Annotated in this window: 21 protein-coding genes; 8 read left to right on the top strand and 13 right to left on the bottom strand. The window is 54.9% G+C overall.

Annotation, left to right across the window (positions count from 1 at the left end):
• Positions 1-63: 63 nt before the first annotated feature.
• The 4 genes from QQJ87_RS03680 to QQJ87_RS03665 all read right to left on the bottom strand — a co-directional run bounded on the left by QQJ87_RS03680 (position 64) and on the right by QQJ87_RS03665 (position 5,078).
• Positions 64-2,766 carry a L,D-transpeptidase Cds6 family protein gene (locus QQJ87_RS03680; protein ID WP_284280023.1) on the bottom strand — a complete coding sequence of 901 codons (2,703 nt, stop codon included), beginning with the start codon at positions 2,764-2,766 and terminating at the stop codon, positions 64-66.
• A 127-nt stretch (positions 2,767-2,893) separates the two neighbouring features.
• Positions 2,894-3,583, bottom strand: coding sequence for a response regulator (locus QQJ87_RS03675; protein WP_284280021.1), 690 nt, complete (start codon positions 3,581-3,583; stop codon positions 2,894-2,896).
• Complete coding sequence (locus QQJ87_RS03670; protein ID WP_284280020.1) at positions 3,576-4,730, bottom strand: sensor histidine kinase; 1,155 nt, start codon at positions 4,728-4,730, stop codon at positions 3,576-3,578. The genes QQJ87_RS03675 and QQJ87_RS03670 overlap by 8 nt, the downstream gene beginning before the upstream one ends.
• Before the next feature lie 3 nt (positions 4,731-4,733).
• The gene (locus tag QQJ87_RS03665; protein WP_284280018.1) at positions 4,734-5,078 is read right to left on the bottom strand and encodes a DUF2845 domain-containing protein; all 345 of its coding nucleotides are present in this window, start codon (positions 5,076-5,078) and stop codon (positions 4,734-4,736) included.
• 111 nt (positions 5,079-5,189) lie between these two features.
• Here QQJ87_RS03665 and QQJ87_RS03660 point away from each other — a divergent pair, with 111 nt between their 5' ends.
• Positions 5,190-7,067, top strand: coding sequence for a c-type cytochrome (locus QQJ87_RS03660; RefSeq protein ID WP_284280017.1), 1,878 nt, complete (start codon positions 5,190-5,192; stop codon positions 7,065-7,067).
• Between the two features lie 15 nt (positions 7,068-7,082).
• Here QQJ87_RS03660 and QQJ87_RS03655 read toward each other — a convergent pair whose 3' ends face one another.
• Positions 7,083-7,640 (bottom strand): glutathione peroxidase, encoded by a 558-nt coding sequence (locus QQJ87_RS03655; protein WP_284280016.1) that lies wholly within the window; start codon positions 7,638-7,640, stop codon positions 7,083-7,085.
• Between the two features lie 132 nt (positions 7,641-7,772).
• On the opposite strand from QQJ87_RS03655, the gene QQJ87_RS03650 reads away from it, so the two are divergent.
• The 3 genes from QQJ87_RS03650 to QQJ87_RS03640 all read left to right on the top strand — a co-directional run bounded on the left by QQJ87_RS03650 (position 7,773) and on the right by QQJ87_RS03640 (position 10,165).
• A complete protein-coding gene (locus QQJ87_RS03650) occupies positions 7,773-8,261 on the top strand; it encodes a DUF6795 domain-containing protein (RefSeq protein ID WP_284280015.1) in 489 nt (162 codons plus the stop codon).
• 77 nt (positions 8,262-8,338) lie between these two features.
• Entirely contained in the window at positions 8,339-8,509 is a 171-nt protein-coding gene (locus QQJ87_RS03645) for a hypothetical protein (RefSeq protein WP_284280014.1), read from the top strand.
• A 57-nt stretch (positions 8,510-8,566) separates the two neighbouring features.
• Positions 8,567-10,165 (top strand): alpha/beta hydrolase family protein, encoded by a 1,599-nt coding sequence (locus tag QQJ87_RS03640; protein ID WP_284280013.1) that lies wholly within the window; start codon positions 8,567-8,569, stop codon positions 10,163-10,165.
• Here the strand turns inward: QQJ87_RS03640 and QQJ87_RS03635 are convergent.
• From QQJ87_RS03635 to QQJ87_RS03625, 3 genes are all read right to left on the bottom strand, one after another.
• Positions 10,162-10,590 (bottom strand): hypothetical protein, encoded by a 429-nt coding sequence (locus QQJ87_RS03635; protein ID WP_284280012.1) that lies wholly within the window; start codon positions 10,588-10,590, stop codon positions 10,162-10,164. The genes QQJ87_RS03640 and QQJ87_RS03635 overlap by 4 nt on opposite strands.
• A 65-nt stretch (positions 10,591-10,655) precedes the next feature.
• Positions 10,656-11,168, bottom strand: a complete 513-nt coding sequence (ssb, locus tag QQJ87_RS03630) for a single-stranded DNA-binding protein (RefSeq protein WP_284280011.1) — start codon at positions 11,166-11,168, stop codon at positions 10,656-10,658.
• Positions 11,169-11,196: 28 nt separating this feature from the next.
• Positions 11,197-12,438, bottom strand: a complete 1,242-nt coding sequence (locus QQJ87_RS03625) for an MFS transporter (protein WP_284280010.1) — start codon at positions 12,436-12,438, stop codon at positions 11,197-11,199.
• A 113-nt stretch (positions 12,439-12,551) separates the two neighbouring features.
• Between QQJ87_RS03625 and uvrA the strand changes: the two genes are divergently transcribed.
• Both uvrA and QQJ87_RS03615 read left to right on the top strand, forming a co-directional pair.
• Positions 12,552-15,431, top strand: a complete 2,880-nt coding sequence (uvrA, locus tag QQJ87_RS03620; RefSeq protein ID WP_284280009.1) for an excinuclease ABC subunit UvrA — start codon at positions 12,552-12,554, stop codon at positions 15,429-15,431.
• A 13-nt stretch (positions 15,432-15,444) separates the two neighbouring features.
• Positions 15,445-16,329 (top strand): mechanosensitive ion channel family protein, encoded by an 885-nt coding sequence (locus QQJ87_RS03615; RefSeq protein ID WP_284280008.1) that lies wholly within the window; start codon positions 15,445-15,447, stop codon positions 16,327-16,329.
• A 28-nt stretch (positions 16,330-16,357) separates the two neighbouring features.
• On the opposite strand, the gene QQJ87_RS03610 is transcribed toward QQJ87_RS03615, so the two are convergent.
• The 3 genes from QQJ87_RS03610 to QQJ87_RS03600 are packed head-to-tail and all read right to left on the bottom strand — an operon-like array spanning position 16,358 to position 19,688.
• Positions 16,358-17,182: a copper resistance protein B gene (locus tag QQJ87_RS03610; protein ID WP_284280007.1), complete on the bottom strand. Its 825-nt coding sequence runs from the start codon at positions 17,180-17,182 to the stop codon at positions 16,358-16,360.
• Positions 17,183-17,225: 43 nt separating this feature from the next.
• Complete coding sequence (locus tag QQJ87_RS03605) at positions 17,226-19,124, bottom strand: copper resistance system multicopper oxidase (protein ID WP_284280006.1); 1,899 nt, start codon at positions 19,122-19,124, stop codon at positions 17,226-17,228.
• 18 nt (positions 19,125-19,142) lie between these two features.
• A complete protein-coding gene (locus QQJ87_RS03600) occupies positions 19,143-19,688 on the bottom strand; it encodes a c-type cytochrome (protein ID WP_284280005.1) in 546 nt (181 codons plus the stop codon).
• 158 nt (positions 19,689-19,846) lie between these two features.
• On the opposite strand from QQJ87_RS03600, the gene QQJ87_RS03595 reads away from it, so the two are divergent.
• Positions 19,847-20,524, top strand: a complete 678-nt coding sequence (locus QQJ87_RS03595) for a heavy metal response regulator transcription factor (RefSeq protein WP_284280004.1) — start codon at positions 19,847-19,849, stop codon at positions 20,522-20,524.
• Complete coding sequence (locus tag QQJ87_RS03590; protein ID WP_284280003.1) at positions 20,521-21,918, top strand: heavy metal sensor histidine kinase; 1,398 nt, start codon at positions 20,521-20,523, stop codon at positions 21,916-21,918. Before QQJ87_RS03595 ends, QQJ87_RS03590 begins: the two co-directional genes overlap by 4 nt.
• A 12-nt stretch (positions 21,919-21,930) precedes the next feature.
• On the opposite strand, the gene QQJ87_RS03585 is transcribed toward QQJ87_RS03590, so the two are convergent.
• A complete protein-coding gene (locus QQJ87_RS03585; RefSeq protein ID WP_284280001.1) occupies positions 21,931-22,644 on the bottom strand; it encodes a DUF4396 domain-containing protein in 714 nt (237 codons plus the stop codon).
• Between the two features lie 128 nt (positions 22,645-22,772).
• Positions 22,773-24,260, bottom strand: coding sequence for a glutamate synthase subunit beta (locus QQJ87_RS03580; protein WP_284280000.1), 1,488 nt, complete (start codon positions 24,258-24,260; stop codon positions 22,773-22,775).
• Between the last annotated feature and the right edge of the window lie 25 nt (positions 24,261-24,285).

Below are 24,285 nucleotides of genomic sequence, written 5' to 3'. Positions count from 1 at the left end.
GCCCGCATTCAAACCATAAAAAAAGCGCCCCGCAGGGCGCTTGTGAAGGTCATGCAAAAAGTTTCAGTGACTTGCGGTTTCAGACACAATCAACCACTTGCCGTCCACCTTTTTCCAGGTCAGCAATTTCTTGGACTCGTCTTTGAAGTGATCGGAAGAATAGGATTGGTCAAAGGCAACCACGACCTTCTCACCCTCCATGTGCACCTGAACATTGCTCATTTCGATCTGGATCGACTTCTTGCCCTCGATCAAACGCTTGCGGGTGGCATCCCACTTGGGGCGGGCTTCGCCGTTGGCAGCCTTGAAATCGGGCGCATAAAAAGCCAGGTACGCGTCCACGTTTTTCGACTCCCAGGCTTGCGCCCACTGATCGGTCAAAGCCTGAACTTCAGCCATGGCGTTGCTGCCTGCGGCAGCCGGGGCTGGTGCAGGTGCTGCGGCAGAAGCGGGTGCACTGGCAGGTGCTGCGGCGTCCAGTGCAGAGGTGTCGCTGCTGGCTGGCGCAGGGGCTGGCGTTGCTGCCGGGGCTGCTGGAGCGGGTGCGGGCGTGGCCGCGCTGCTGGTGTCAGCCGGTGGTGCAGACCCACCCACGTCCGATTCAGCAGGCGCAATGATGTGCGCCAGCGGCTTTAAGGCATCGAACCGCTCCACAGCCAAAGGCAGGTAGGCTGTCACCAACAAGCCCACCGTCATCACGGCAGTGGGCAAAATCCACCGCTCATAGCGCCAGTAAAACGACTTGTTGCGCACCTCGTGGTCGGCCTTGCTCACCTCGTCCTCACCAATGACCAACCGGGTCAGCAACTGGTTCAGGGCCACAGGCGGCATCAAATAACCCAACTCAAAGGCGACCAACACCATCATCCAGAAGTGAATCGGGTTGATGCCATTGCTGTAAGCAATCGGGGCCAGCGTGCCAGACACCAAAATGACCGCACCAAACGGATCCATCACCATGCCCAGAATCACCTTGGTGATCATCAGGAAGGTCATTGCAGCCCATGGGCTGGAGAAGTGGGTTGGAGCCAGGCTCATGACGCCGGAACGCTCGACCAGACCACCCACCGCCAGCGACATGGCCATCAGCATGATCAGGGCGCCGATGTGGCCGATGGCCTCGTTGGTGGCGTAGCGAATGGAACGCTCAACACCTTCCTGCCTGTGGTCGGAGTGGTCTTTGTGAATCTCGGCTTCCAGAGTGGCCAGCTTGGGGTCCTTCTTGGCGCGCAGTTTGTCAAAAACCAACAGGAACAGCATGATGGTCGGCATGATCACGGGTGCCGTACTTTCGTTCAGCTTGCTGTCCAGCAAGTATTCGTAACCCAGCACGACCAGTGCAATCCCCACGAAGAATGGCACCACGGGCACCATTTCGCGCATCATCTTCGGAATGGCCACCAGTGGGCGTTCAACTGCTGCGCGCTTGCGGCGTGTAATTTGTGAGAACACCAAAAACAGGGTGGAAGTCAGCAGGAATACGAAGAAGCCCCAGTGATACAAGGCACTCGACGTGACCTGCTTGTTCAAAGCGGCAATCAAGACCACCAGCAAACAGGGGCGCAACACCACACCCAGAGAGCCTGACATGGCCGTTGCGGCCAGCGCGAACTGACGTGTTCCGCCCGCCTGACGCACCTCGTGATACACAATGCCGCCGGCGGCAATCACGAAAATACCGGACGCGCCCGTGTAAGCCGTTGGCAAGGCCGCAATCAGCAAAATGATGTAAGTCAGCAATTCAGGCGACAGCTTCCAGGGGCGAAGCGTGTTCATCAACAGGTCAACGATCGAGCTTTGTTTGAGGAGCATGCCCGCCCAGATGTACAGCGACAGGCTCAGGAAGATGCTGGGCAATTCCAGCAACTGGTTAATGTAAATCGCCAGCTCGGGCCAGTTGCCGTGGGCAAAAAAGTATCCACCGGTGATCATGCCCATCATGCCAAACAGCGGGATGGACAGCAGGGCTTGGCCCAGGCTTCCGCCGCGCTTCAAATGTGCCGGCGGAAATACGATTTGCTTGAGGCTGATGCCGGCCAGCACCAGAAACAAGGTGATCCAGATGTAGTGCGTCAACGGGTGTTCAATCGCAATGCCCGCCTTGCTGGAAAGCCGGTAATACGAAATCGAAGAGATCTCGGCAAACACGCTGGCAATGCCGATTGCGGCGGACGAGACTCGATAGTCGAGCACAGTTGACGGGGGTCGAATCACGACGTGGTGAGACCCGCGTGTCGTGATGATCGCAGCCAGTGCCACCATCAACAGCAAGGTCAATGGCCGGTTTTCTGTGCCCACGCGGAACACCTTGAAAAAGCCGGTTTCAAACGCCCTGTAGGCTTTCAAACCTGTGGTTTGAAGCTTGGCCACCTTGTTGTAGTTGTCAATTTCTTCCTGACACAACTGGTTGGCAGACACGATCGAGCTTTTGATTTCCTCGGGCTTAAGCGGGGCCTGATCGCCAAAAAGGCTGTCCATGTCCTTCTCGGACTGACTGGGCGCTGCGGTCAACTGCCGCTGAACCTCGGCGTCCACATCGGTGATCAATTTGCAGGTGGGGGGTGTGGGGTTTGAATCCCGCAGCATGAAATACTGAACGCCAACCTCTGGATGGCCAAACATGGCCTCGCCCATCTTGAGCAGCTTGCCATGCAGCATTTCACCTGTGCCGACCAGCAAGGTGAAGGCCAGCAAAATGAAAATGGGCAAGCCGAACAGCCATTCAGAAATTGAACGGCCGAGCAGCAAACGACCTTTTGTCTCCATGGATTTCCCCACGCAATTTGGATTGTTATGAATTTGTGATTATTTTGGGAAGCAATGTAATCACAAAGCGTGTAAAGAACGCGTAAAAATCCAGCGGGGTCAGGCGGGTGGAATCGGAGGATGCACTCTAAAAAGAGGCGTTCAGACGGTAGCCAACACCGGGTTCCGTCAGCAGCATGACGGGCTCGGACGGGTTTCGTTCCAGCTTCACCCGCAGCTTGCTCATCAGGATTCGAAGGTAGTGGGTGTCGTTGACGTACTCGGGGCCCCACACCGACTGAAGCAGCTCACGCTGGCGAACCAGCTTGCCCGGCGAGCTGGCCAGCACGTACAGCACCTGAAATTCTTTGGCAGTCAGGTGCACCTTTTGCCCGTCACGCGTGATCAATCCTTGTTGAAGGTCAATCACGACCGAATCACAAAACAGCTTGCCCCCCGCACTGGCGTGTGGCTGGTAACGTCGCAAAGTGGCCCGCAGCCGCGCCAGCAATTCGGGCAGGCCAAACGGTTTGCAAAGGTAATCATCGGCGCCGTTGTTCAAGGCATTCACCTTGTCATGCTCTTGCGACCGGGCAGACAGCACGATTACGGGGGCTGAATGCGCCACCCGAAAACGGCTGAGCCATTCAATGCCGTCGCCGTCCGGCAAGTTCAGGTCCAGCAGCACCAAACCGGGCGACTGCTTGCCCAAGGCCATCCAGGCCCCCGCCAACGTGGTTTCGCAGGCCACCCTGTAGCCTTCCACCATCAAGGCCCGTTCGATCAGGCCTGCAATGGCCTCGTCGTCCTCAACCAGCAAAACATCCAGCTCAGACAAGGTGCTCCCCCAACTCCGGTTCAAAAGCCTCAAAACGCAACACCACCCGCGCCCCGCCCTCTGGCCGGTTTATGCAGCGCAGCTGCCCGCCGTGCAAGTCCATGATGGTTTGAATAATGGGTAGCCCCAAACCAAACCCGCGGTGATAACCCGGGCGAATGTGCTCAAACATTTTCAGGTTGCGCGGTGAAAAATTGTCAGGAAAGCCCGGCCCTTCGTCCAGCACGGCCAAATCCACCCACATGCGCCCTGCCTCCTGCGTTTGGCGAATTTCAACCACAATCGGCGTGGGTTTTTTGTGCACAGCAAAAGCGTTGTCCAGCAGATTGCTCAAAGCCTGTGTCACGCTGCCCACGTCGGCGCGGATCAAACCCACGTCCTGCTGACAATCGGCCACAATCGCGGTTTTCAGGCGGCGCAGGCGATAACGGCGCACCACCTGCTCCACCAACTCCTGAGGCGCCTGCCAACCCAGCGGCTTGGGCAGTGCGGGCAAATTGCGAAGCGCAATCAGGGCGAGAATGTTTTCAGAGGACGACACCAAGTGAAAGGCCTCTGACTCAATTGACTCGACCAAGGCGCGCCGATCCGCGTCGTTCAACCGTTCAAATTGCTCGCTCAAGGCGGTGGATGCCGCAAGAATGGCCGTCAAAGGCGTGCGCATGTCATGAGAAAACGAGGCCAGCAGGCGGCTGCGAATTTCGTCGTCCCTTTCCTGGCGCAACTGACGCATGGCGGCGATGGCCTCTCGCGTCTTCTGATTCAGGCGATACACCAGTGAATTCACCAGCATGGACACCAGCAAGTAAGACACAAGCACACTGAGCGATTGCCAATCGTTCACGTGCAGGGAATAGCGCGGCTCAACCACCAAATAGTGGACCACACAAAACGACACCACCGCGATGAAAAAAGACACCTTGGGCGAGGCAAAGTAGGCTGCAGCCACCACCAACACCAAAAACAGCAAAATGGAAGTCAGCGGGCTGAGGTCGAGCAAAAAAAACTCAACACAGGCCGTGGCCAATGCAAGCGCCAGCGAGAACACCACAGTCTGTAAAAATGCCGAGCGCTGAAAGGCCGCACCCCACTCACGAAGATAGAGAACGCGAAAATGGCGAAACCGGCGCGCGAGTGTGTTTGACAAGTTTTACCCGGGGCTTTGACTGTATTGAATGGAGGTGACTTTGCCGGACCTGAACTTCACTGTGGCCACGAGATTGCCCTCCCCCCTGTTGTAAATCCAGGTTTCGACCGGAAAGCAAGGCACATAGGCCCGACCAATGGCGTCGGGCACAGGCTGATAGCTGCCTGAATAATACACATCGTCGCAGGCACTGTCTTTAAAAGCGGGTTCGCCACATTTGTAGAGCACAGAAACGCGCGAGTCTCCTTCCGTGGCGCTGCCCTTGGTGCAGCGAAGCGATTCGGCGTGCGCAGGCAGAGCCAGCCACAACAAGGCACCGACAGCGATCCATCGCACAAATGCACGCATAGCGAAACCACACCCGCCCAAATACTCTATGGGCCATTGTAACAAAATCAACTGTCGGCAGATGTGATAACTTGAAGCTTGGCCTCAACCTCAAGCACCCGCCTTTGTTGCATGAAATTCAAATTGCCCAATCCGTTTGAAGTGATGTTGGCCCTGTGGGTGTGTGCTGCACTCAGCAACACTGCCCATGCCCAAACCACCGCAAAAAGCCCGCTGGATGACAAACTGCAGGCCTGCACCACTTGCCATGGCGCACAGGGCAAAGCCACCCGCGACGGCTACTTTCCGCGCATCGCCGGCAAACCGGCGGGTTACCTGTACAACCAACTGCTGAACTTCAAGGAAGGCCGCCGGCAATACCCGCTGATGCAACACATGGTCAGCGGCATGTCGGGCGACTACATGCACGCCATTGCCGACTACTTTGCCGACCAACACCCGCCCTATGCGCCACCCGTGCCGGGCACAGCCACGGCGGCTGAACTGGCCTTGGGTGAACGCATCGTCAAGCACGGCCTTCCCAATCAAGAAATTCCTGCCTGCAGCGCTTGCCATGGTCAAAACCTGACGGGCAGGCTACCGGCCATACCCGGACTTGCGGGCATGCCCAAAGACTATCTGAACGCTCAAATCGGTTCATGGCGCTCTGGCAAACGCAAAGCGCAAGAGCCCGATTGCATGGCCCACATCGTTCAAAAACTGGGCAATACGGAGTGGAATGCCATTGCCAGCTGGCTGGCCAGCCAGACCGTGGCCGACCAGGCACAACCCGAGCCGCCATCGGACAGCCCATTGCCCATGGAGTGTGGCTCGTTAAAGCCAACCCAGGTGCCCAAAGCAACCGCCGGGGCAAACATGCCCGGCGAATACCTGGCCAAGGCCGGCAATTGTGCCGCCTGCCACACCGCCCAGGCGTCCAAGCCTTTCGCCGGTGGCGTACCCATTGAAACCCCCTACGGCACCGTGTACAGCAGCAACCTGACGCCGAGCAAAACCCATGGCCTGGGCCGCTGGACAAAAGCCGATTTTTGGCAAGCCATGCACCATGGCAAATCCAGAGACGGGCACCTGCTTTACCCGGCATTTCCGTACACCAGCTACACCAAGCTGACACGGGCAGACACCGATGCCTTGTTTGATTACCTGCAGGCTCAAACTGCTGTCGACAAACCGACACCTGAAGCGGACATGCGCTTTCCGTTCAACTATCGCCCCCTGCTGGCCGTGTGGCGTTGGGCGTGGTTCAATCCCGGAGAATTCACACCCAACGCACAACGAGGTGCCGCCTGGAATCGCGGAGCCTACTTGGTGCAGGGCCTGGGCCACTGTGCGGTGTGCCACAGCAGTTATGACACCTTGGCGGGTCAGGCTGAACCCTTGCAACTGGCAGGCGGGCTGGTGCCGGGGCTCGGTTGGTATGCGCCACCACTCACAGCCCGCGCCATGCAACAGCAAACCAGTGAGGAATGGCTGCACCTGCTGCAAACCGGAGCCAATTCCGACAAAGCCGTGTACGGCCCCATGGCCGACGTGGTTGCTCACAGTCTGCAACACCTTCGCCAAGCGGATTTGCAAGCCATGGTGGTTTATCTACAAAACCCGGGCGTTAAAGCCACAGCAAGCGACGATGCCACTTTAAAAGCCCTGCCTGACACAGCCTTTGGCATGGCCCAGGGCCAAGCGATCTACAACGCACACTGCGCCACTTGCCATCAAAAGGACGGCAGGGGCCAAGCCAGCGCCTACCCCAGCTTGCGATACAGCACGCCACAGAACGCAGACACGGCGGTGAACATGGTCAACATGGTGCTGTACGGCGGATTTGCCCCCAGCACAGTGGGCAATCTACAACCCTACGGCATGCCGCCCTACAGTTTGGTGCTGAACGACGACGAGATCGCCAATGTGCTGACCTACGTGCGTAACACCTGGGGCAACGCTGGCACGCGGGTAAAGCCCCATGAGGTCAACGCACTGAGAGGACGTTGAACAAACAGGCGGTGCCTAGCGCTTCAGCTCTTCGACGATCAAGTCTTCCAGTGGACTCCCCAAGGGCGGCACCTCAGACGGGAAGTATTTGATGCGGGTTTCGTCTTTGCTGATCAGGTACTTGTTGAAGTTCCACTGAACAGTTTGCCCCGTGGCTTTTTGCAGCGCCTTGAACAGGGGCGCGGCATTGGGCCCTACCACTTCCATGTTGGCGAACATTGGAAATTTGATGCCGTACGTGTTCTTGCAGAAATCTGCAATTTTGGCGTTGTCGCTGTATTCCTGACGGAATGAGGTCGACGGAAAACCCAACACCACCAAGCCCTTGGCTTTGTACTTGGCGTACAGCTTCTCGAGATCGTCGTACTGATTGGTAAAACCGCACTTGCTGGCCGTGTTGACCACCAACACCACCTTGCCTGCATAGCTTTTCAGATCAACAGGGGCATCGTCTTGAAGTCGCTTGTATTGGCCCACCAACACTGGGGCTGAAGGGGCTTGCTGCGCAGCCCAAACAGGCCCAACGAACGCCATGCACAACACGCTCAAAACCGGGGTAATCGACCACTTCATAGCTGCATCCTCCTACTGCTGAAGCCTTGATTCTAACTGCACGATAACCCGATTTAGGCATGCCCCAAGCCACTTTTTGCCCAGCGCCATACGCTGCCCTACACTTCAGGGTTTAGCACTGAATCAACCCACATGCGCGCGCGTTACCTTGTACCTGTCGTACTGCTTGCCGCAATTAGCCACCACCCCGCAGCCGAGGCTTTCATGTTCTTCAAGGAAAACTACTACTGCTCCCCAGTGCAAGGGCGAATTGTGTTGAACGGAAAGCCGTTGGGGGGAATCACCATCAAGCGACGAATCCTCAACAATGGTCTGCCAGGTGGCCAATTACGAGATCAAACAGAGACGGACAAAAACGGGAATTTCTCGCTCCCTTCCGTTAAAAATCGAACGTTTCTTCAACCCGACCTATTCGCCAGCGCAACCCTTATCGATCAAAGGTTGGAACTTGTTTACGAAGGCAAAGCCGTGTTGATTTGGGATCAAACCAAATCCGACTTCGATCCGTCTTCTGACGCCAACACGCCCAACGGCTTGATTAGCCTGAAATGCGAATTGGCCCACATTGAAGAAACAACCATTCCAGGTGTTATGCCCTTCGTCAAATGCTCTCCTGAATAAGCTATGCAAAACCAAAATCAAGTCTTAACACCCACTGAAGTGTTCGAATTCGCCATGTCATCATTTTCAAGTCATCCGTGTATGAGCTGACGGGCATCCTGTCGAGCATCATGCGGTTTTTGGGCAGACCCGCTGTTTCGGTCCAGCAAATGGGAATTACGCTGCTGAAATGGGCTTTTCACTTGCTGGCCCACGCGCTTCAGGCCATGGCGCAAAAAGCGATTGGCCTCTCAATGTTCAAAATGTGAATCCTATTTGAAGCGCGCGAAGTAACACTTCTAATTAACACCCTCCGAAGTGAAGCAATGCGCGCCAATCCCCACCCACTTTTAACCGCTCTGGCAGCGGCCAGCCTGCTGCTGAGCGCCTGTAACAGCCAGAATGACTCGAACTCTGCCAATGCCGTCTCGCCCAGTGGCGCATCGGTCAGCAGTTCCGAAGTAACAACCAGCAATCCAAATTTGAAACTGGATTTGAGTTGTGACGACGCAACTTTCCCTTCGACCCTGTTTGCACAATGTGAGCAAACCAACGTTGCACACACCTTTGAAGCCACGCAGGAACAGCTGAACCCCGCTTTTCAACAGCGCTTACAGGCCCAAAACGCAGCCAATCTGCAGGCCTCGCTTGAACGCTCAATCAACGACCCCAGCTGGAATTTGCCGCCTGCGTATGGCAACACGGGGGTCACCCCGCTGTGCGCCGCTGGTTTTGGTCCTTGCGTGGGTGACCCGTTTCGCTACCCTGGCGTAGACGGGCCCGATGGCAACACCTTCTACCAGAAAGAGGCTGAAGTGGTGCCCGTGGTGTATTACGACCAGGGCTGCGCGCGCATTTCCGGGCATGTGTGGCGGCCACGCAATGCGGGCAACAAAAAGCTGCCCGCGATTGTCGTGAAAAACGGGTCGGTGCAGGCCAGTGAACAACTGTATTGGTGGGCCGTTCAGGCGCTGGTTCGCGATGGTTATATGGTGCTGACCAGCGACCCGCGCGGGCAAGGTCAGTCTGATGCCGCCACCCCCACTGGTGAGCAGGGTGGCAACCTCAACGGCGCTGTATTTTTTCAAGGTCTGGTCAACGACATCGACTTTTTATTGTCCAGCCCCAACAAGCCCTACCCGCATCAAGCCCAATGCGCGGGCACCTACCCCACCAAAACGGCAAGCTTCAACCCGTTCTACGACAGTCTGGATGCCAACCGGATTGGCTTGGCTGGGCATTCCTACGGTGCAGGCGGTGTGACCTGGGTGCAAAGCTACGACGCGCCCGACAGCAAACCCTGGCCCGGGCTGCTGACCAAGAAAAACCCGGTCAAAGTGATTGTGGCTTGGGATGCGTTGGGTTCGCGTGAAACGCCCAACGCGGCCACACTGACCAGCCTGGCGGGCTCGGGTAGCGCTGGCGCATTGCCATCCAACCCTTTGACCGCCCCTACCGATGCGCCCCCAGTGAGCGCAAGAGTTCCAGCCCTGGGCTTTTCATCTGAATATGGCTTCACGCCGGTGCCCTTTGTCCGAAAGCCACCGCGTGAAGAGCATCTTGCAGCTTTCAATCAGTGGAGTGCCGCCAACGTGCCAGTGATGCAGATCACGATTGCAGGCACCACGCACCTGGATTACTCGCCTGGTTTTGGTTTGCCCGCCAGCTCTTGGTGCCCGAAGATCGAGAACAACGCCTGTGTGGGCGGCTGGGCCAAGCCCATGATTTTGCATTACACCTTGGCCTGGATGGACCGCTACCTGAAAAACCCGGATGAGCCAGGTTACGCCGATGCCGATGCCCGTTTGCTGGACGACACCGATTGGGCCAGCCGATTGAGTTTCCACTTCGCCAGTGCGCGCAAATTCACCACGCGCAATGGGCAACTCATCCAGAGCGACGACATTCGGGCTTTGTACCGCTAGGCAAACCGCGAAATCAGGAAAGCCACCGCCACCCAGGCAGCCCCCAGGGTGACGGGTATAAAACCCGCGTGTAACAGCACCTTCTCAAAGGTGCTTTGCGGGTTGGCTTTCTGGGGTGCAAACGCCAGCACGATAAAACCGGTCGGGTTGTACACCGCCCCCACGCAAAAAAGCACAATGACCCAATCGGGAATGCTCAGATCAACACCCTGAATGATGTAGTGCGCAAAACCCAACAAGAAGGTCATCATCAAAAAATCGATGTGGGCACGAATAAGCTGCCGGGGCGCTGCAATGCGGCGCTTGAGCCATTCCACCTTGCCGTAAATCACAAAGGCACTCACCCAGGCCAGCACCAGGGAGATCAAAATATTGAAGCAAGCCGTGCCCAGCAATGCGTTGGTTTGAAATTCGGAGGGGTTCATGGTTTGCCTTTGTTCAAAAAAAACCCGCCAGCCGGCGGGTTCGTTGCATCACATTCTCGATTCAATCAGAACGGAATATCGTCGTCCATGTCGCTAACGCCCATGGGCTGCTGCGGGGCCTGGCGTGCCGGGGCAGAGCGCATGCCACCACCAGAGGACTGCCGTGGGGAACCCATCGCTGGTGCGGAGTCGAAATCGTCGCCGCCCCCCATGGAGGACGATGAACCACCGCCACCACCGCCTTCACGACCACCCAACAACTGCATTTGATCAGCCACAATTTCGGTGGTGTATTTGTCGACACCACTTTGGTCCTGCCACTTGCGGGTTTTCAGGCGACCCTCGACGTAAATAGAGCGGCCCTTGCGGCAGTATTCGCCCGCAATTTCAGCCAAGCGACCGTACATCACCACGCGGTGCCATTCGGTTTCTTCGCGCTTTTCGCCTGAGGTTTTGTCACGCCAGTTTGAAGTGGTTGCCAAAGACAGATTGACCACGGCCCCGCCGTCTGGCAAATAGCGAACCTCTGGGTCTTTGCCGAGGTTTCCAACGAGGATGACTTTGTTTACAGACGCCATTAAGCACTTACTCCTGAATGAATTTGATTTATGAACTGGCCTTGGCCTGTTGCACGGCCTGTCCGCGGGGTGGCAATGCCTTGATTCCAGCCGCAGCCAAAAACCACAATGCGATCAACAGCAGCACCCCTTCGAACACGCCATCGGCACCGAAGTTGCGCAAGGCCCAACCCCCAAGGGCACCACCTGCAAACAAGCCCAAAGCCTGAGACGTATTATAAACACCCAGTGCCAGGCCCCTGTGACTGAGGGGTGCCACGCGTGATACCCATGAGGGGAGAGTCGCCTCCAGCAAATTGAAGCCCACGAAGTACATCAACAGCAAAGCCACCACACCCCAGCCCGAACCTGAAAACTCGATCAGACCAATCAAGACCAGCGCCATCAGGCCGATGGCAGCCAGTTTAACCACTTTGGTTTTGGCCTTTTTTTCAGACCAAACCATGGCTGGCACCATCATGATGAAAGAGACGATGACCACTGGCAAGTAAATTTTCCAGTGCTCGGCCAGCGGCAACCCCAGGTCTTTCACCAACAAACCGGGCAGCACCACAAACAGCGCCATTTGCGTCAAGTGCAAGCTGAAAATGCCAAGATCAAGACGCAGCAAATCGGGCTGAACCAGCACCTTCAAGGTGGACTTGAAGCCCTTGCCCCGCATTTCCTGATGCGCCACAACCGTCTGCTTTGGCAAGCGCCAAATGACCACGCCGATTGCAAACAGACTGAGCACAGCCGTTAGCCCAAACAGGCCGTTCAACTTGAAAAAACTGTACAACACCGGCGACAAAACCAGCGACAGGGCAAAGGTGACGCCGATGGACGCACCAATCATGGCCATGCCTTTGGATCGAACTTCATCCCGCGTTACATCGGCCAAAAAAGCAGACAGTGCGGCGGAAACGGCCCCTGCACCTTGCAAGGCACGTGCGGCGATGAGTTGCGGCACCGTGTTGGCTTCAAACCCCAGCACACAGCCCAGCGCAAAAACCAGCAGGCCTGCAATGATGACGGGCTTTCTGCCCAGTTTGTCGGAAGCCCAGCCCAAGGGAATTTGCATGACCGCCTGGGTCAGTCCATAAATGCCCATGGCCAGACCAATCAATTCCGGGTTTTTGCCCCCAGGCATGGACGCTGCATGCACAGCGAACACGGGCAGAATCATGAACATGCCAAACATGCGCAGGGCATAAATGCTGGACAGCCACGCGGCCGATTTGCGCTCAGCTGGCAGCATTTTGAATGCGTCAGATTGCGTAGTTGTGCTCATAGGGTCTGGCTAATCGTTGTGTTGTTGACCTCTGGAAGACCGGTTGAAGGTGCAACAGTTCCCGAAACCATCTATAGTAACAGGTTGCCTGTTGTTTCCTTAAGTTGTCACGTATGAACTCCATTCGCATTCGAGGTGCCAGAACACACAACCTGAAAAACGTGTCGCTGGACCTGCCGCGCGACTCGCTGGTGGTGCTGACCGGGCTGTCTGGGTCCGGTAAATCGTCTCTCGCATTTGACACCCTGTACGCTGAAGGGCAGCGCCGTTATGTGGAAAGTCTGTCGGCCTATGCGCGGCAGTTTTTGCAGCTGATGGAAAAGCCCGACGTGGACATGATCGAGGGCTTGTCGCCCGCCATCTCGATCGAACAAAAGGCAACCAGCCACAACCCCCGTTCAACAGTGGGCACAGTCACTGAAATTCACGACTACCTGCGCCTGTTGTTTGCGCGCGCCGGTACACCCTGCTGCCCAGAACACAATCTTGAGCTCAGCGTTCAAAGCATTTCAGAAATGGTAGACACCGTGCTGAACTGGCCCGAAGAGACCAAGGTGATGGTGCTGGCCCCGGTGATCAGCCAACGCAAGGGCGAGCACACCGACTTGCTGAATTCGCTGAGGGCACAGGGTTTTGTGCGCATCCGCCTGAAAAGTGGGCCACAGGCCACGGCAGACATTGTTGAACTGGACCGTCTGCCCGCCTTGGACAAGCACCACAAGCACGACATCGAAGTGGTGGTGGACCGCCTCAAAGTGCGCCCCGATGGACGCCAGCGCCTGGCCGAAAGTTTTGAAACCGCAACGCGCTTAAGCGACGGCAAAGCCATCGCGCTGAACCTGGACAACAACACCGAAACCGTGTTTTCAAGCAAGTTCGCCTGCCCGGTGTGCGACTACAGCCTGACCGAATTAGAGCCGCGCCTGTTTTCATTCAACAACCCGGCGGGCGCCTGCCCGGTGTGTGACGGTTTGGGGCATGAAACCTTTTTCGATCCGCAACGTGTGGTGGCTCATCCCGATTTGTCGCTGGCGGCAGGTGCCATTTCAGGCTGGGACAGGCGCAACGCCCTGTATTACCAGATGATTCAAAGCCTGGCCGAACACTACGGTTTTGACGTTGAAAGTCCCTGGAACGAATTGCCCGCAGATGTTCAACACGTGGTGCTGTGGGGGTCTGGCAATGATGAAATTCAATTCAGCTATGCCACCGAGCGCAACAAAAACGTGTTTAAAAAGCACCCTTTCGAGGGCATTTTGCCCAATTTGTCGCGCAGGCACCGAGAAACCGATTCACAAGCCGTACGGGAAGAGTTGGGCAAGCTGATGGCCAGCCGCCCTTGCCAGGCCTGCGAAGGCAGTCGCCTGAAAACAGGCGCACGCCACGTGTTTGTCGGTGAAGGCGAGCAACGCAAGGCGCTGCACCACATCACCGAGCTGCCCATTCACCGTGCACTGCAGTACTTTCAAACCCTGGCACTGAAGGGTTCAAAAGCGCAGATCGGCGAGCGAATCATCAGTGAAGTGCGGGCCCGCCTGCAATTTTTGGCCGATGTGGGCTTGAATTATCTGAGCCTGAACCGCTCGGCAGACACACTCAGCGGGGGTGAAAGCCAACGTATCCGCTTGGCCAGCCAGATTGGCTCAGGTTTAACGGGCGTGATGTACGTGCTGGATGAACCCTCCATTGGCCTTCATCAGCGCGACAACGACCGGTTGATACAGACGCTGTTGCGGCTTAAGCAACTCGGCAACACCGTGCTGGTGGTAGAGCACGACGAAGACGCCATTTTGCACGCCGACTACGTGGTTGACATGGGCCCAGGCGCGGGTGAACACGGTGGCCAGGTGGTGGCGCAAGGCACGCCCGCCGAAATTCTGAAAAGCCCAGAATCGCTGACTGGCCAGTACCTCAGCGGCAAACGCAGCATTGAACGGCTTACCCCGCTGAGAAAGCCTGACCCGGCGCGCATGTTGACCATTCACAAGGCCACAGGCAACAACCTGAAGAACGTCACTGCCAGCATTCCGGTGGGGCTGTTTGTGTGCGTCACCGGTGTGTCTGGTTCAGGCAAATCCACCCTGATCAACGACACTTTGCTGGCGCAAGCGTCACACGACCTGAACCGCGCACACCGCGAAGGCGCGCCGCACGAGTCCATCACCGGGCTGGAGCACTTCGACAAGGTCATTGCCGTGGACCAGAGCCCGATTGGCCGCACCCCGCGCAGCAACCCGGCCACCTACACAGGCCTGTTTACACCCATTCGTGAATTGTTTGCCGGCGTGCCTGCGGCCCGTGAACGTGGCTATGACGTGGGTCGTTTTTCATTCAACGTGAAAGGTGGGCGCTGCGAGGCCTGCCAGGGCGACGGCGTGGTCAAAGTGGAAATGCACTTTTTGCCCGACCTGTACGTGCCCTGCGACCTGTGCAAAGGCAAACGATACAACCGTGAAACGCTGGAAATTCAATACCGCGGCAAGAACATCGCCGAAATTCTGGAACTGACGGTGGAACAGGCCCTGGACGTGTTTTCCGCCGTGCCAACGATTGCGCGCAAACTGCAAACACTGATTGATGTGGGCTTGGGTTACATTCGTTTGGGGCAAGCAGCCACCACGCTGTCAGGTGGCGAGGCACAACGCGTCAAACTGTCGCTGGAACTTTCAAAGCGCGACACCGGCAAAACCCTGTATATTCTGGACGAGCCCACCACCGGCCTGCACTTTCACGACATCGCCATGTTGTTGAAAGTGCTGAACCCGTTGGTGGAACAGGGCAACACCGTGCTGGTGATCGAACACAATCTGGACGTCATCAAATGCGCTGACTGGATTCTGGACATGGGGCTGGAAGGCGGTGACAATGGCGGGCAGTTGATTGCGCAAGGCACACCCGAGGACCTTGCCTCGAATCCGGACAGTCACACAGGCCAATATCTGGCCAAAATATTGCGTACTTCCAAATGCTGTAAAATGGGTGGCCCCAGTTAACCCAAGGAGTGACATGAACCAGAAGTTGGAAACACTGTTTAAATACATCGAGCCTGCCAAACTGATTGAATGGGGCTTCATGGCCGTTCAGTTTGTCGCAGTCATCGTCATCGCGGTCGTCTTGCTGAAAGTGGTGAAAAAGAGCATTCACCGCATCGGTGACAGAATGCAGAACCGCACCGCAGACACCGGCGAGAAAAAGCGGATTGACACCCTGATGCGGGTGTTCGATTACCTCGCAAACGTAGTCATTTTGCTGTTGGGCACACTCATCGCCCTGGGCACCATCGGCATTTCAATTGGCCCCATCCTGGCCGCGGCCGGGGTTGTTGGTCTGGCGGTCGGCTTTGGTTCGCAAAGCCTTGTGAAAGACTACTTCACTGGTGTGGTGCTGTTGCTGGAGAACCAGATTCGTGCCGGCGACTTTGTTGAAATTGCGGGCAAGGCCGGCACTGTTGAAAACGTCACACTGCGGTATGTTCGTTTGCGCGACGGCCAGGGCAACGTGCACTTTGTACCCAACGGGCAAATCAGCTCGGTCACCAATTCCACCATGGACTTTGCCTACGCCATGATCGATGTCGGGATTGCTTACAAAGAGGACGTGGATTCCGCCATTCAAGTCATGCAAAAGGTCGGCACCGAACTGGCTGAAGACGCCGACTGGAAAGTCAAAATAACCGAACCCATGGCCACCTTTGGCGTGCAGGAACTGGGCGACTCAGCGGTGGTGATTCGCGTCCGCTTCAAAACCTTGCCCGGCGAACAGTGGGGCGTCAAGCGCGAGTACAACAAGCGCATCAAGGCGGCCTTTGACAAGGTGGGTATCGAGATTCCGTTCCCCCATATCACGATGTACAAAGGCGATGCAGAGCCTGCAAAGCTCGAAAACGCTTAAAGCATTGCGCGGTTGCCGGCGCGACGGATTAAAACCACATCCTAACGCCTGCAACCACTTTGGTTTCACCAGTTAACTTACCACCAGCGGCCAACATATCAGCAGTTTGGCCAAAACGCTCAACTCGCTCTATGCCAACATACGGTGCAAATTGCCGAGTAATTTCATAACGCAGTCGAAGCCCAATCAATCCATCGGACAAACCGCTTCCAATTTCACGTTCAGTATCTTGCTTGCCGTAGTAATTCATCTCAAAGCGAGGTTGCAATATGAGATGCTGCGTGAGTAGCAAATCGTATTCAGCGGAAGCGCGCGCAGCAGAACGTCCCTCAGTGCCCAAGTACACGGTTGCCTGTACATCAAACCAATAAGGTGCAAGGCCCTCTACGCCAAAGGCCAACCAATTCCGATTTGGGCCAACACCACTGTCGTTTCGAACACCAACCTGTGAATCAAAAAAACTGGAAATTGGATGCCCCCAAAGTGCCTCGGTGCGTGCCTCCTGAAACTTGCCTTTTGAATAGTCGCCCTCTGCCTTCAAAACCAGACGATTGTGATCGTTACCAAACCACCCCTGAAAATCATAGGCAGTTGATAAGTCGCCTGCGTTGTTTCTGCTGCGCTCCAAACGATCAAATCGAATGCTCTTGTAATTGTTGCTGTCTCCCAGCTTGATGGTTTGGTGACTTGGAAGTGCATATTCACCGCTGCGCAACGTGTATCCATCTGAGTAAGCATTCGGGTCTCTCCCGTCCACCGGGTTCTTGCTATTCATGTCTTGCTGCATCGCAAAGGCGGAGTGCAAACAGGCGGCCGTTAAAACTCCACCCAATGTAATTTTGGATTTTCTCATTGTCGTCTATGTCCAATTCTTGAATTGATGTCGATTCCTCAGTTCAGGAAACCACGATTTCCCTGAACATGCCTGCATGCATGTGAAAGGCCAAGTGACAATGCCAAGCCCAGCGCCCAAGCGCATCGGCAGTCACAAGGTAGCTAACGCGCTGCGCAGGTTGCACGGGGATCGTGTGCCTGCGAACCTGAAATTCGCCTTGATCTGTCTCCAACTCGCTCCACATACCATGCATGTGCATCGGGTGGGTCATCATGGTGTCGTTTTGTAAGATCACGCGTAAACGTTCGCCGTGTCTAAAATGCACCGGTGTACTTTTAGAAAACTCCAACCCATCGAAAGACCAAGTGTAGCGCTCCATGTTGCCCGTTAAATGCAACTCGATTTCCCGACTGGGAAGTCGCTTGTCCAAGGGGCCACCGATTGTAGAAAGGTCGGCCAAGGTCAGCACCTTTCTGCCATTTTTACGTAAACCTACACCAGGGTCATCCAAATTTGTTCTGGGTGTATTCACACGCATGTCGGTGCTAGGCCCATACTCAGTGCTTGCGTGGTGTACTGCTTCTGAAGGCTTGGCAAGTGGATTCGACATTGCACCGCCATGACCCATGTGCATGTCGTGCTTCTGCATGTCCATCTTCATATCCATAGGCATGTCGCCATGGCTCATACCACCCATCGACATACCACCCATCGACATACCACCCATCGACATACCACCCATCGACATACCACCCATCGACATACCACCCATCGACATACCACCCATCGACATACCACCCATCGACATATTGCCCATCATGTCGCTCATGCTCAGCCACTGCACGGCATCCAAAGGTGGCACCTCGGCTGACAGCCCTTCCCTCACAGCAAGGGTGCCTTTCGCGTAGCCAGTTCGATCCATTGTTTGAGCAAAAATAGTGTGCGCCTCATCGCGTGGCTGCACCAATACGTCATAAGTTTCACCGGGACCAAATCGAAACTCGTCCACAGAGACTGGCTCAACAGGCGTGCCGTCCGATTGAACCACCGTCATTTTCAAGCCAGGAATTCTCACATCATAAAATGTGTTGGAAGCCCCGTTAATAAAGCGCAAGCGTACCCGCTCACCCGGCTTAAAAAGTCCAGTCCAATTGCCGGCAGGCGTGGTGCCATTCATCAAAAAGGTATAGCCCATTGAGGACATGTCCGCCAGATCTGTGGGATTCATTCGCATTTGATTCCACATCTCTCGCTTCTTCACCGCTGAAGACAAACTCGAATGTTCAACATCGTCCACAAAGCTTCCCGCAGTGGGTTTAATAATATTGTAGTAATCGCTTTGAATTTTGAGCTTTTCAAAAACACGCTCGGGGTCTTCATCTGTCCAATCCGAAAGCTGAACGACATAGTCTCTGTCTGTGCGAATTGGATCACCGTGCTTGGGTTCAATGACAACCGCACCATACATGCCAGTTTGTTCTTGAAACCCCGAGTGCGAGTGGTACCAGTAGGTTCCACTTTGCTGTACTTTGAAGCGATAAACAAACGTTTCGCCTGGGGCAATGCCTTTGTAGCTAATGCCTGGCACACCATCCATCTGATAGGGAACGACAAAACCATGCCAGTGTATTGAGGTGGGCACCGACAACTTATTGGTCACGCGAATGATGACATCCTGACCCTCTTTCAATCGCAAGGTAGGGGCTGGAATTGAGCCATTGATCGCGGTGGCCACTCGACCGTTGCCGGTGAAGTTGACCGCTTTTTCCTCTATCACCATCTGAATGTCGTTACCAGACAAAACAGGCACTGGCAGTCTTGATCGCGTTTCAGAAGCCATACTGGCAGCCTGGGCCAAAGGCCCCCATGCGGCCGCTACCCCACCGGCGACCAAGCCCTGCACGAATCGACGACGGGGCGAACTAATTGATTTCGGATATTCCAGAAAAAACTTATTCATTGACTACTCCTGAACAAATTAATGTTGGTGGTGGTGACCGTCGCTGGATTCCACCAACGCGTCATATTGAGTTTTCGAAAGTGTCGGGGCTTTGCTCAAAAATGCGACCAAATTCCAAGCGTCGTCGTCGGACAAGCCCGCCTTTGACCAAGCGGGCATTGCCGAGCCCTTGATGCCGTGCTTGATGGTCCAAAAATGCATAGCCATGTGCTCGGGGGTTGATTCATGGCCTTCGCCTTCCATCAAATTGGGCGGCTGTGGGTATAAACCCAGGCTTAACTCAGTGTTTTGCTGGCCCGGTGCAAGATGACACTGCGCGCACATTGCAGCGTAATTGCCAGCACCTCTCACAATACGGGCTTGGCTGCTTAAGTCGCTGGGTGGCGTAATGCTGGCTGAGGCATTGGCCACAAACTGCTCACGCGACTCGTCGATTAAATTAAAAACAAAGGGTGAATGTGGGGTGTCTGCAGAGAAATCAATATATCCAAGGCGTAAACCGAGCAACATGGCCGAACCCAATAACAGCGCACCTAAAACAACGCCCAATACAAAATTTTTCATAAAAAAGTATGAGAAGAAGTGGATATTGACGTTGAGGTTAAGGCATTGCACCCAACGTCAGAATGACAGCAACATTACATTTTTGTCAGCTTGCCTTGATTCACAGCCTTGGAAAGCGAAAGTGCGCAATAATTCATGCGGACGATACTAGGCACACCATGAAAATTCTACTGATTGAAGACGAACCCAAAACGGGCAGTTATTTGCAAAAAGGATTGTCGGAGGCGGGGTTTACTGTCGATTTGGTGAGGGATGGCATAGACGGCTTACACCTGGCATTGACAGAGAACCCAGACATGGTGGTGCTTGATGTCATGCTACCCAGCATGGATGGCTGGCAAGTTTTAAAGCAAATTCGAGTAGCAAAAAAAGAGCTTCCGGTCATGCTGCTGACCGCCAAAGACGCGGTGGAAGACAGAGTCAAAGGGCTCGAACTTGGGGCAGACGACTACCTCATTAAACCCTTTGCGTTTTCTGAGTTGTTGGCGCGAATAAAAAACCTTTTTCGTCGAGGCAGTAAAACCAAAGAACCCGACGTGTTGACCTTTGCAGATTTAGAGCTCGATCTCATTCGAAGGCGAGTCAACCGAGCGGGCTCACGCATTGACCTAACATCCAAAGAATTCTCTTTGCTTGAACTGTTTATGCGACGGCCTGGCGAGGTCATACCCAAGTCCATTATTGCCTCGCAAGTGTGGGACATGAACTTCGACAGCGACACCAACGTGATAGAAGTGGCAGTTCGACGACTGCGCGCCAAAGTAGATGACCCTTTCCCCACCAAGTTAATAAGAACTGCCCGAGGCATGGGTTATGTTTTGGAGCAAGAAGCTTGAGCACATTCAACCGTACATCGCTCACCCTGCGCCTCACGCTGCTTTTTACTCTAATTTCGACGCTGGTGCTGCTCACGCTGGGTGGCACAATCAATTCGCTTGTGGAACAGCACTTTGTTAAGCTGGATAGCGAACTGCTCAACGGAAAACTCAGCCTGGTTCGTGCAGCACTTGCTGAATGTAAAAGTGCAAAAGAACTGCAAAAACTGCCCCCAAGGCTAAACGATGCACTCATCGGTCACCATGGCCTTTCTGTTGAAATTTTAGAGCCCTTATCTGGCATTGTGATATTTGCACACCGCCCAGAGGGCTTGCCGGCCAATATTGCTGCTCTGCCACTGAACAAGGTCATGAAAAAAGAAACGACCCGCAATGGTGAGCCCATTCGGTACTTGGGGGGCCAAGCAAACGCGGCCTATGCCAATTCACCAACACTTATAGTGGCCCTGGCCAGTAACTTAAACGAACACGAAGCCTTTATGCATTCATTTCGCATCACCCTTTGGGTAATCGTTCTGAGTGCCGCACTCGTAAGTGGTTTGCTGGGTTGGGCTGCGGTGCGGCGCGGGCTTGCACCGCTTAATGAAATCCGTAAAAACACCGCAGCGATCACAGCCAATAAGCTCAGTCAACGGCTGCTCACCGCCCACATGCCCGCAGAACTTGCACAGGTTACGCTCACTCTGAACGAGATGTTTGCACGCTTGGAGGACTCGTTTCAGCGTTTGTCACACTTCTCATCCGACATCGCCCATGAACTGCGAACGCCCGTTAATAACCTACTCACGCAAACTCAAGTCACGCTATCGAAAAACAGGTCAATTGAAGAATACCGCGACGTGCTGGCGTCTAACGCAGAAGAATTTGAGCGACTGTCTCGCACAATCCGCGACATGTTATTTTTGGCAAAAGCGGACCACGGGTTGGTGATCCCAAACCCACTGCCCGTTCATTTACACGAAGAAGTCCAGGGCGTATTGGATTTTTATGAACCCCTTACAGACGACAAAAAAATCACCGTTACACTGACCGGCGAAAGCACAGTGCGCGGCGACAGTGCCATGCTTGGCCGAGCGATCAGTAACCTTATTTCCAATGCGGTAAGACACACACCCGAAGGTGGTTACATCAATGTGTCGATCACCAGTGAGCGCAACCGTGTTTGCCTTTCAGTGATCAACAGCGGCCAAACCATTGCACAGGAACACTTAAAAAAACTGTTTGATCGTTTTTACAGAACAGACGCGTCTAGGCAACGTGACTCGGAGGGCTCTGGACTAGGGCTACCCATTACTCGATCAATCGTTAAAATGCACGGAGGAGATGTGTCAGTTCGTTCTGAGAACGAAAACACCCAGTTCGACATTTGGCTTCCAACACATACCCCCGATTGACAGCTAAAGCGACTACATCGCCTCTTTGATCCCCTTGCGCACCAACCACCAATTCACTGGGTAGCTGGTAGCAAACCCAGCCAGCATGGCGATTTGCATCATGAACCAAAAAACCGCGCTGCCTTTATCAAGTTCGTGACCAAAAATTACAAACGTAACGACAGCCATCCAGCCGTACATACCCACCTGCCATGCAGACAATGAAAGCGCATCCACTTTAAGTGCATCCAGAAGGACTTTACCGGCTGACATCTTTTTCATCGCAGCGATTGAAAAATACTGAAAAGCCACACCAAACAGGAATGCAGCCACAAAATCGACCAGCCAAGTGGCAAATATCGCGTGACCAAACAAGGTGAATGGAATCCAAGAAATCAGAAAACCTTCAACCACCAAATCGCCCAATGTACAGCCACTGCCGCAATGGGTAGTGGCCAGGCCCACCGACTGCCAAAATGGCCTTGAATGGCCCGAATGATTGTGATGAGCCTCGTTATGACCGTCATGATGATGCGTTGGCTTGGCAGCGCGCCCGATAGCCCAATATGCCCACAAACCAAGCGGTCCCGAGTAAAGCGCGGTTATGGGCCACACCACATTCATAATCCACATGTGCTGGCGACGACCAACGGCAATATCCAGCGTAATCACAAGTGCACAGACCAATGCCAGCACGAGCGAAACCACAGAAACGGTGCTTAACCACAAGGGCGGATTCATCAACATCAATATTCCTCCATACTATTTCAGCACTGTTTATGTTATCAGCCGAAATACGCCTGAAGGCCTAAGCAATAAAAAACCCCCAACCCTGTTGGGGGCTGGGGGTTTTCCGAGTGGTCTTAAAGTATGAATTAGCGCGGTAGTACAGTCGCACCCATAAGGTACTGGTCAACCTCACGCGCAGCCTGACGGCCTTCGCGAATGGCCCAAACCACCAGTGACTGACCACGGCGCATGTCGCCTGCAGCAAACACTTTGTCGACGTTGGTGCGGTAGCAACCTTCACCATCGGTGGTGGCTTTGGCGTTGCCACGGTTGTCTTTCTCAACGCCAAACGCGTCCAGAATACTTTTCGCGGGGTTGGTGAACCCCATCGCAAACAGCACCAGGTCGGCTGGAATTTCAAACTCGGACCCAGCCACTTCCTGCATCTTCATCTGGCCTGTGGCTTCGTCTTTGACCCACTCCACCTTGGCGCACTTGGCGGCGCGCACATTGCCTTTGCCGTCGTCGATGAATTCTTTGGTGGTCACGGCCCAATCGCGCTCTACACCTTCCTCGTGGGAAGACGAGGTGCGCATTTTCATGGGCCAGTATGGCCACACCAAAGGCTTGTTTTCGTGCTCGGGTGGCTGTGGCATCAGTTCGATCTGAACGACCTGCTTGGCGCCATGGCGGTTGGAGGTGCCCACGCAATCAGAGCCGGTGTCGCCACCGCCAATGACCAACACGTTTTTCTTGGTGGCCAAAATCTGGTCTTTCAACTTGTCGCCAGCATTCACGCGGTTCTGCAGGGGCAGGAAGTCCATCGCAAAATGCACGCCTTTCAGCTGACGGCCCGGCACGGGCAGGTCACGCGGCACTTCAGAGCCACCGGTCAACACCACCGCGTCAAACTGGGCCATCAATTCTTTCGGGCTGATGCTTTCTTTGGCCAGGTTGGTGATGCCACCCTCGACCAGCTTTTCTCCGACAAACACACCGGCCTTGAAGGTGACGCCTTCGGCCTGCATTTGTTCAACACGGCGGTCGATGTGCGTTTTTTCCATTTTGAAGTCAGGAATGCCATAACGCAGCAAACCGCCGATGCGGTCGTTCTTCTCGAATACGGTTACATCGTGACCCACGCGGGCCAGTTGCTGTGCAGCGGCCAAGCCGGCAGGGCCCGAACCGACCACAGCCACTTTCTTGCCGGTTTTTTGTGCAGCGGGCTTGGGCACGACCCAACCGTTGGCCCACCCTTTGTCGATGATGGCGTGCTCGATGGACTTGATGCCCACTGGATCTTCGTTGATGCCCAGCGTACAGGCTGCCTCACAGGGTGCAGGGCAAATACGGCCCGTGAACTCTGGGAAATTGTTGGTGGAATGCAGTGTTTCCAGCGCATTCTGCCAGTCCTGACGGTACACCAGGTCGTTGAAGTCGGGGATGATGTTGTTAACAGGGCAGCCGTTGTTGCAAAACGGAATGCCGCAGTCCATGCAACGCGCGCCCTGAATTTTGGCTTCGCTGTCAGTCAGCGTGACCACAAACTCTTTGTAATGCTTTACGCGAGACTCGGGTGCCTCAGAGGCTTCCTTCAGTCTCTCGAATTCCATGAAACCAGTAACCTTTCCCATTTTTTGAATCCTTTTTAAACAGGTG

This window comes from Limnobacter litoralis (assembly GCF_030160455.1).
GTDB classification, from domain to species: Bacteria; Pseudomonadota; Gammaproteobacteria; order Burkholderiales; family Burkholderiaceae_B; genus Limnobacter; species Limnobacter litoralis.
This window is presented reverse-complemented; position numbering and strand designations above follow the sequence as displayed.

Bases quoted from the DNA above. Each gene is read 5' to 3' on its own strand.
- QQJ87_RS03665 (WP_284280018.1), bottom strand. From the start codon at position 5,078: ATGCGTGCATTTGTGCGATGGATCGCTGTCGGTGCCTTGTTGTGGCTG.
- QQJ87_RS03655 (WP_284280016.1), bottom strand. From the start codon at position 7,640: ATGAAGTGGTCGATTACCCCGGTTTTGAGCGTGTTGTGCATGGCGTTC.
- ssb (WP_284280011.1), bottom strand. From the start codon at position 11,168: ATGGCGTCTGTAAACAAAGTCATCCTCGTTGGAAACCTCGGCAAAGAC.
- QQJ87_RS03610 (WP_284280007.1), bottom strand. From the start codon at position 17,182: ATGAGAAAATCCAAAATTACATTGGGTGGAGTTTTAACGGCCGCCTGT.
- QQJ87_RS03600 (WP_284280005.1), bottom strand. From the start codon at position 19,688: ATGAAAAATTTTGTATTGGGCGTTGTTTTAGGTGCGCTGTTATTGGGT.
- QQJ87_RS03660 (WP_284280017.1), top strand. From the start codon at position 5,190: ATGAAATTCAAATTGCCCAATCCGTTTGAAGTGATGTTGGCCCTGTGG.
- QQJ87_RS03650 (WP_284280015.1), top strand. From the start codon at position 7,773: ATGCGCGCGCGTTACCTTGTACCTGTCGTACTGCTTGCCGCAATTAGC.
- QQJ87_RS03580 (WP_284280000.1), bottom strand. From the start codon at position 24,260: ATGGGAAAGGTTACTGGTTTCATGGAATTCGAGAGACTGAAGGAAGCC.
- QQJ87_RS03605 (WP_284280006.1), bottom strand. From the start codon at position 19,124: ATGAATAAGTTTTTTCTGGAATATCCGAAATCAATTAGTTCGCCCCGT.
- QQJ87_RS03615 (WP_284280008.1), top strand. From the start codon at position 15,445: ATGAACCAGAAGTTGGAAACACTGTTTAAATACATCGAGCCTGCCAAA.
- QQJ87_RS03635 (WP_284280012.1), bottom strand. From the start codon at position 10,590: ATGAACCCCTCCGAATTTCAAACCAACGCATTGCTGGGCACGGCTTGC.
- QQJ87_RS03585 (WP_284280001.1), bottom strand. From the start codon at position 22,644: ATGTTGATGAATCCGCCCTTGTGGTTAAGCACCGTTTCTGTGGTTTCG.
- QQJ87_RS03595 (WP_284280004.1), top strand. From the start codon at position 19,847: ATGAAAATTCTACTGATTGAAGACGAACCCAAAACGGGCAGTTATTTG.
- QQJ87_RS03640 (WP_284280013.1), top strand. From the start codon at position 8,567: ATGCGCGCCAATCCCCACCCACTTTTAACCGCTCTGGCAGCGGCCAGC.
- uvrA (WP_284280009.1), top strand. From the start codon at position 12,552: ATGAACTCCATTCGCATTCGAGGTGCCAGAACACACAACCTGAAAAAC.
- QQJ87_RS03625 (WP_284280010.1), bottom strand. From the start codon at position 12,438: ATGAGCACAACTACGCAATCTGACGCATTCAAAATGCTGCCAGCTGAG.
- QQJ87_RS03680 (WP_284280023.1), bottom strand. From the start codon at position 2,766: ATGGAGACAAAAGGTCGTTTGCTGCTCGGCCGTTCAATTTCTGAATGG.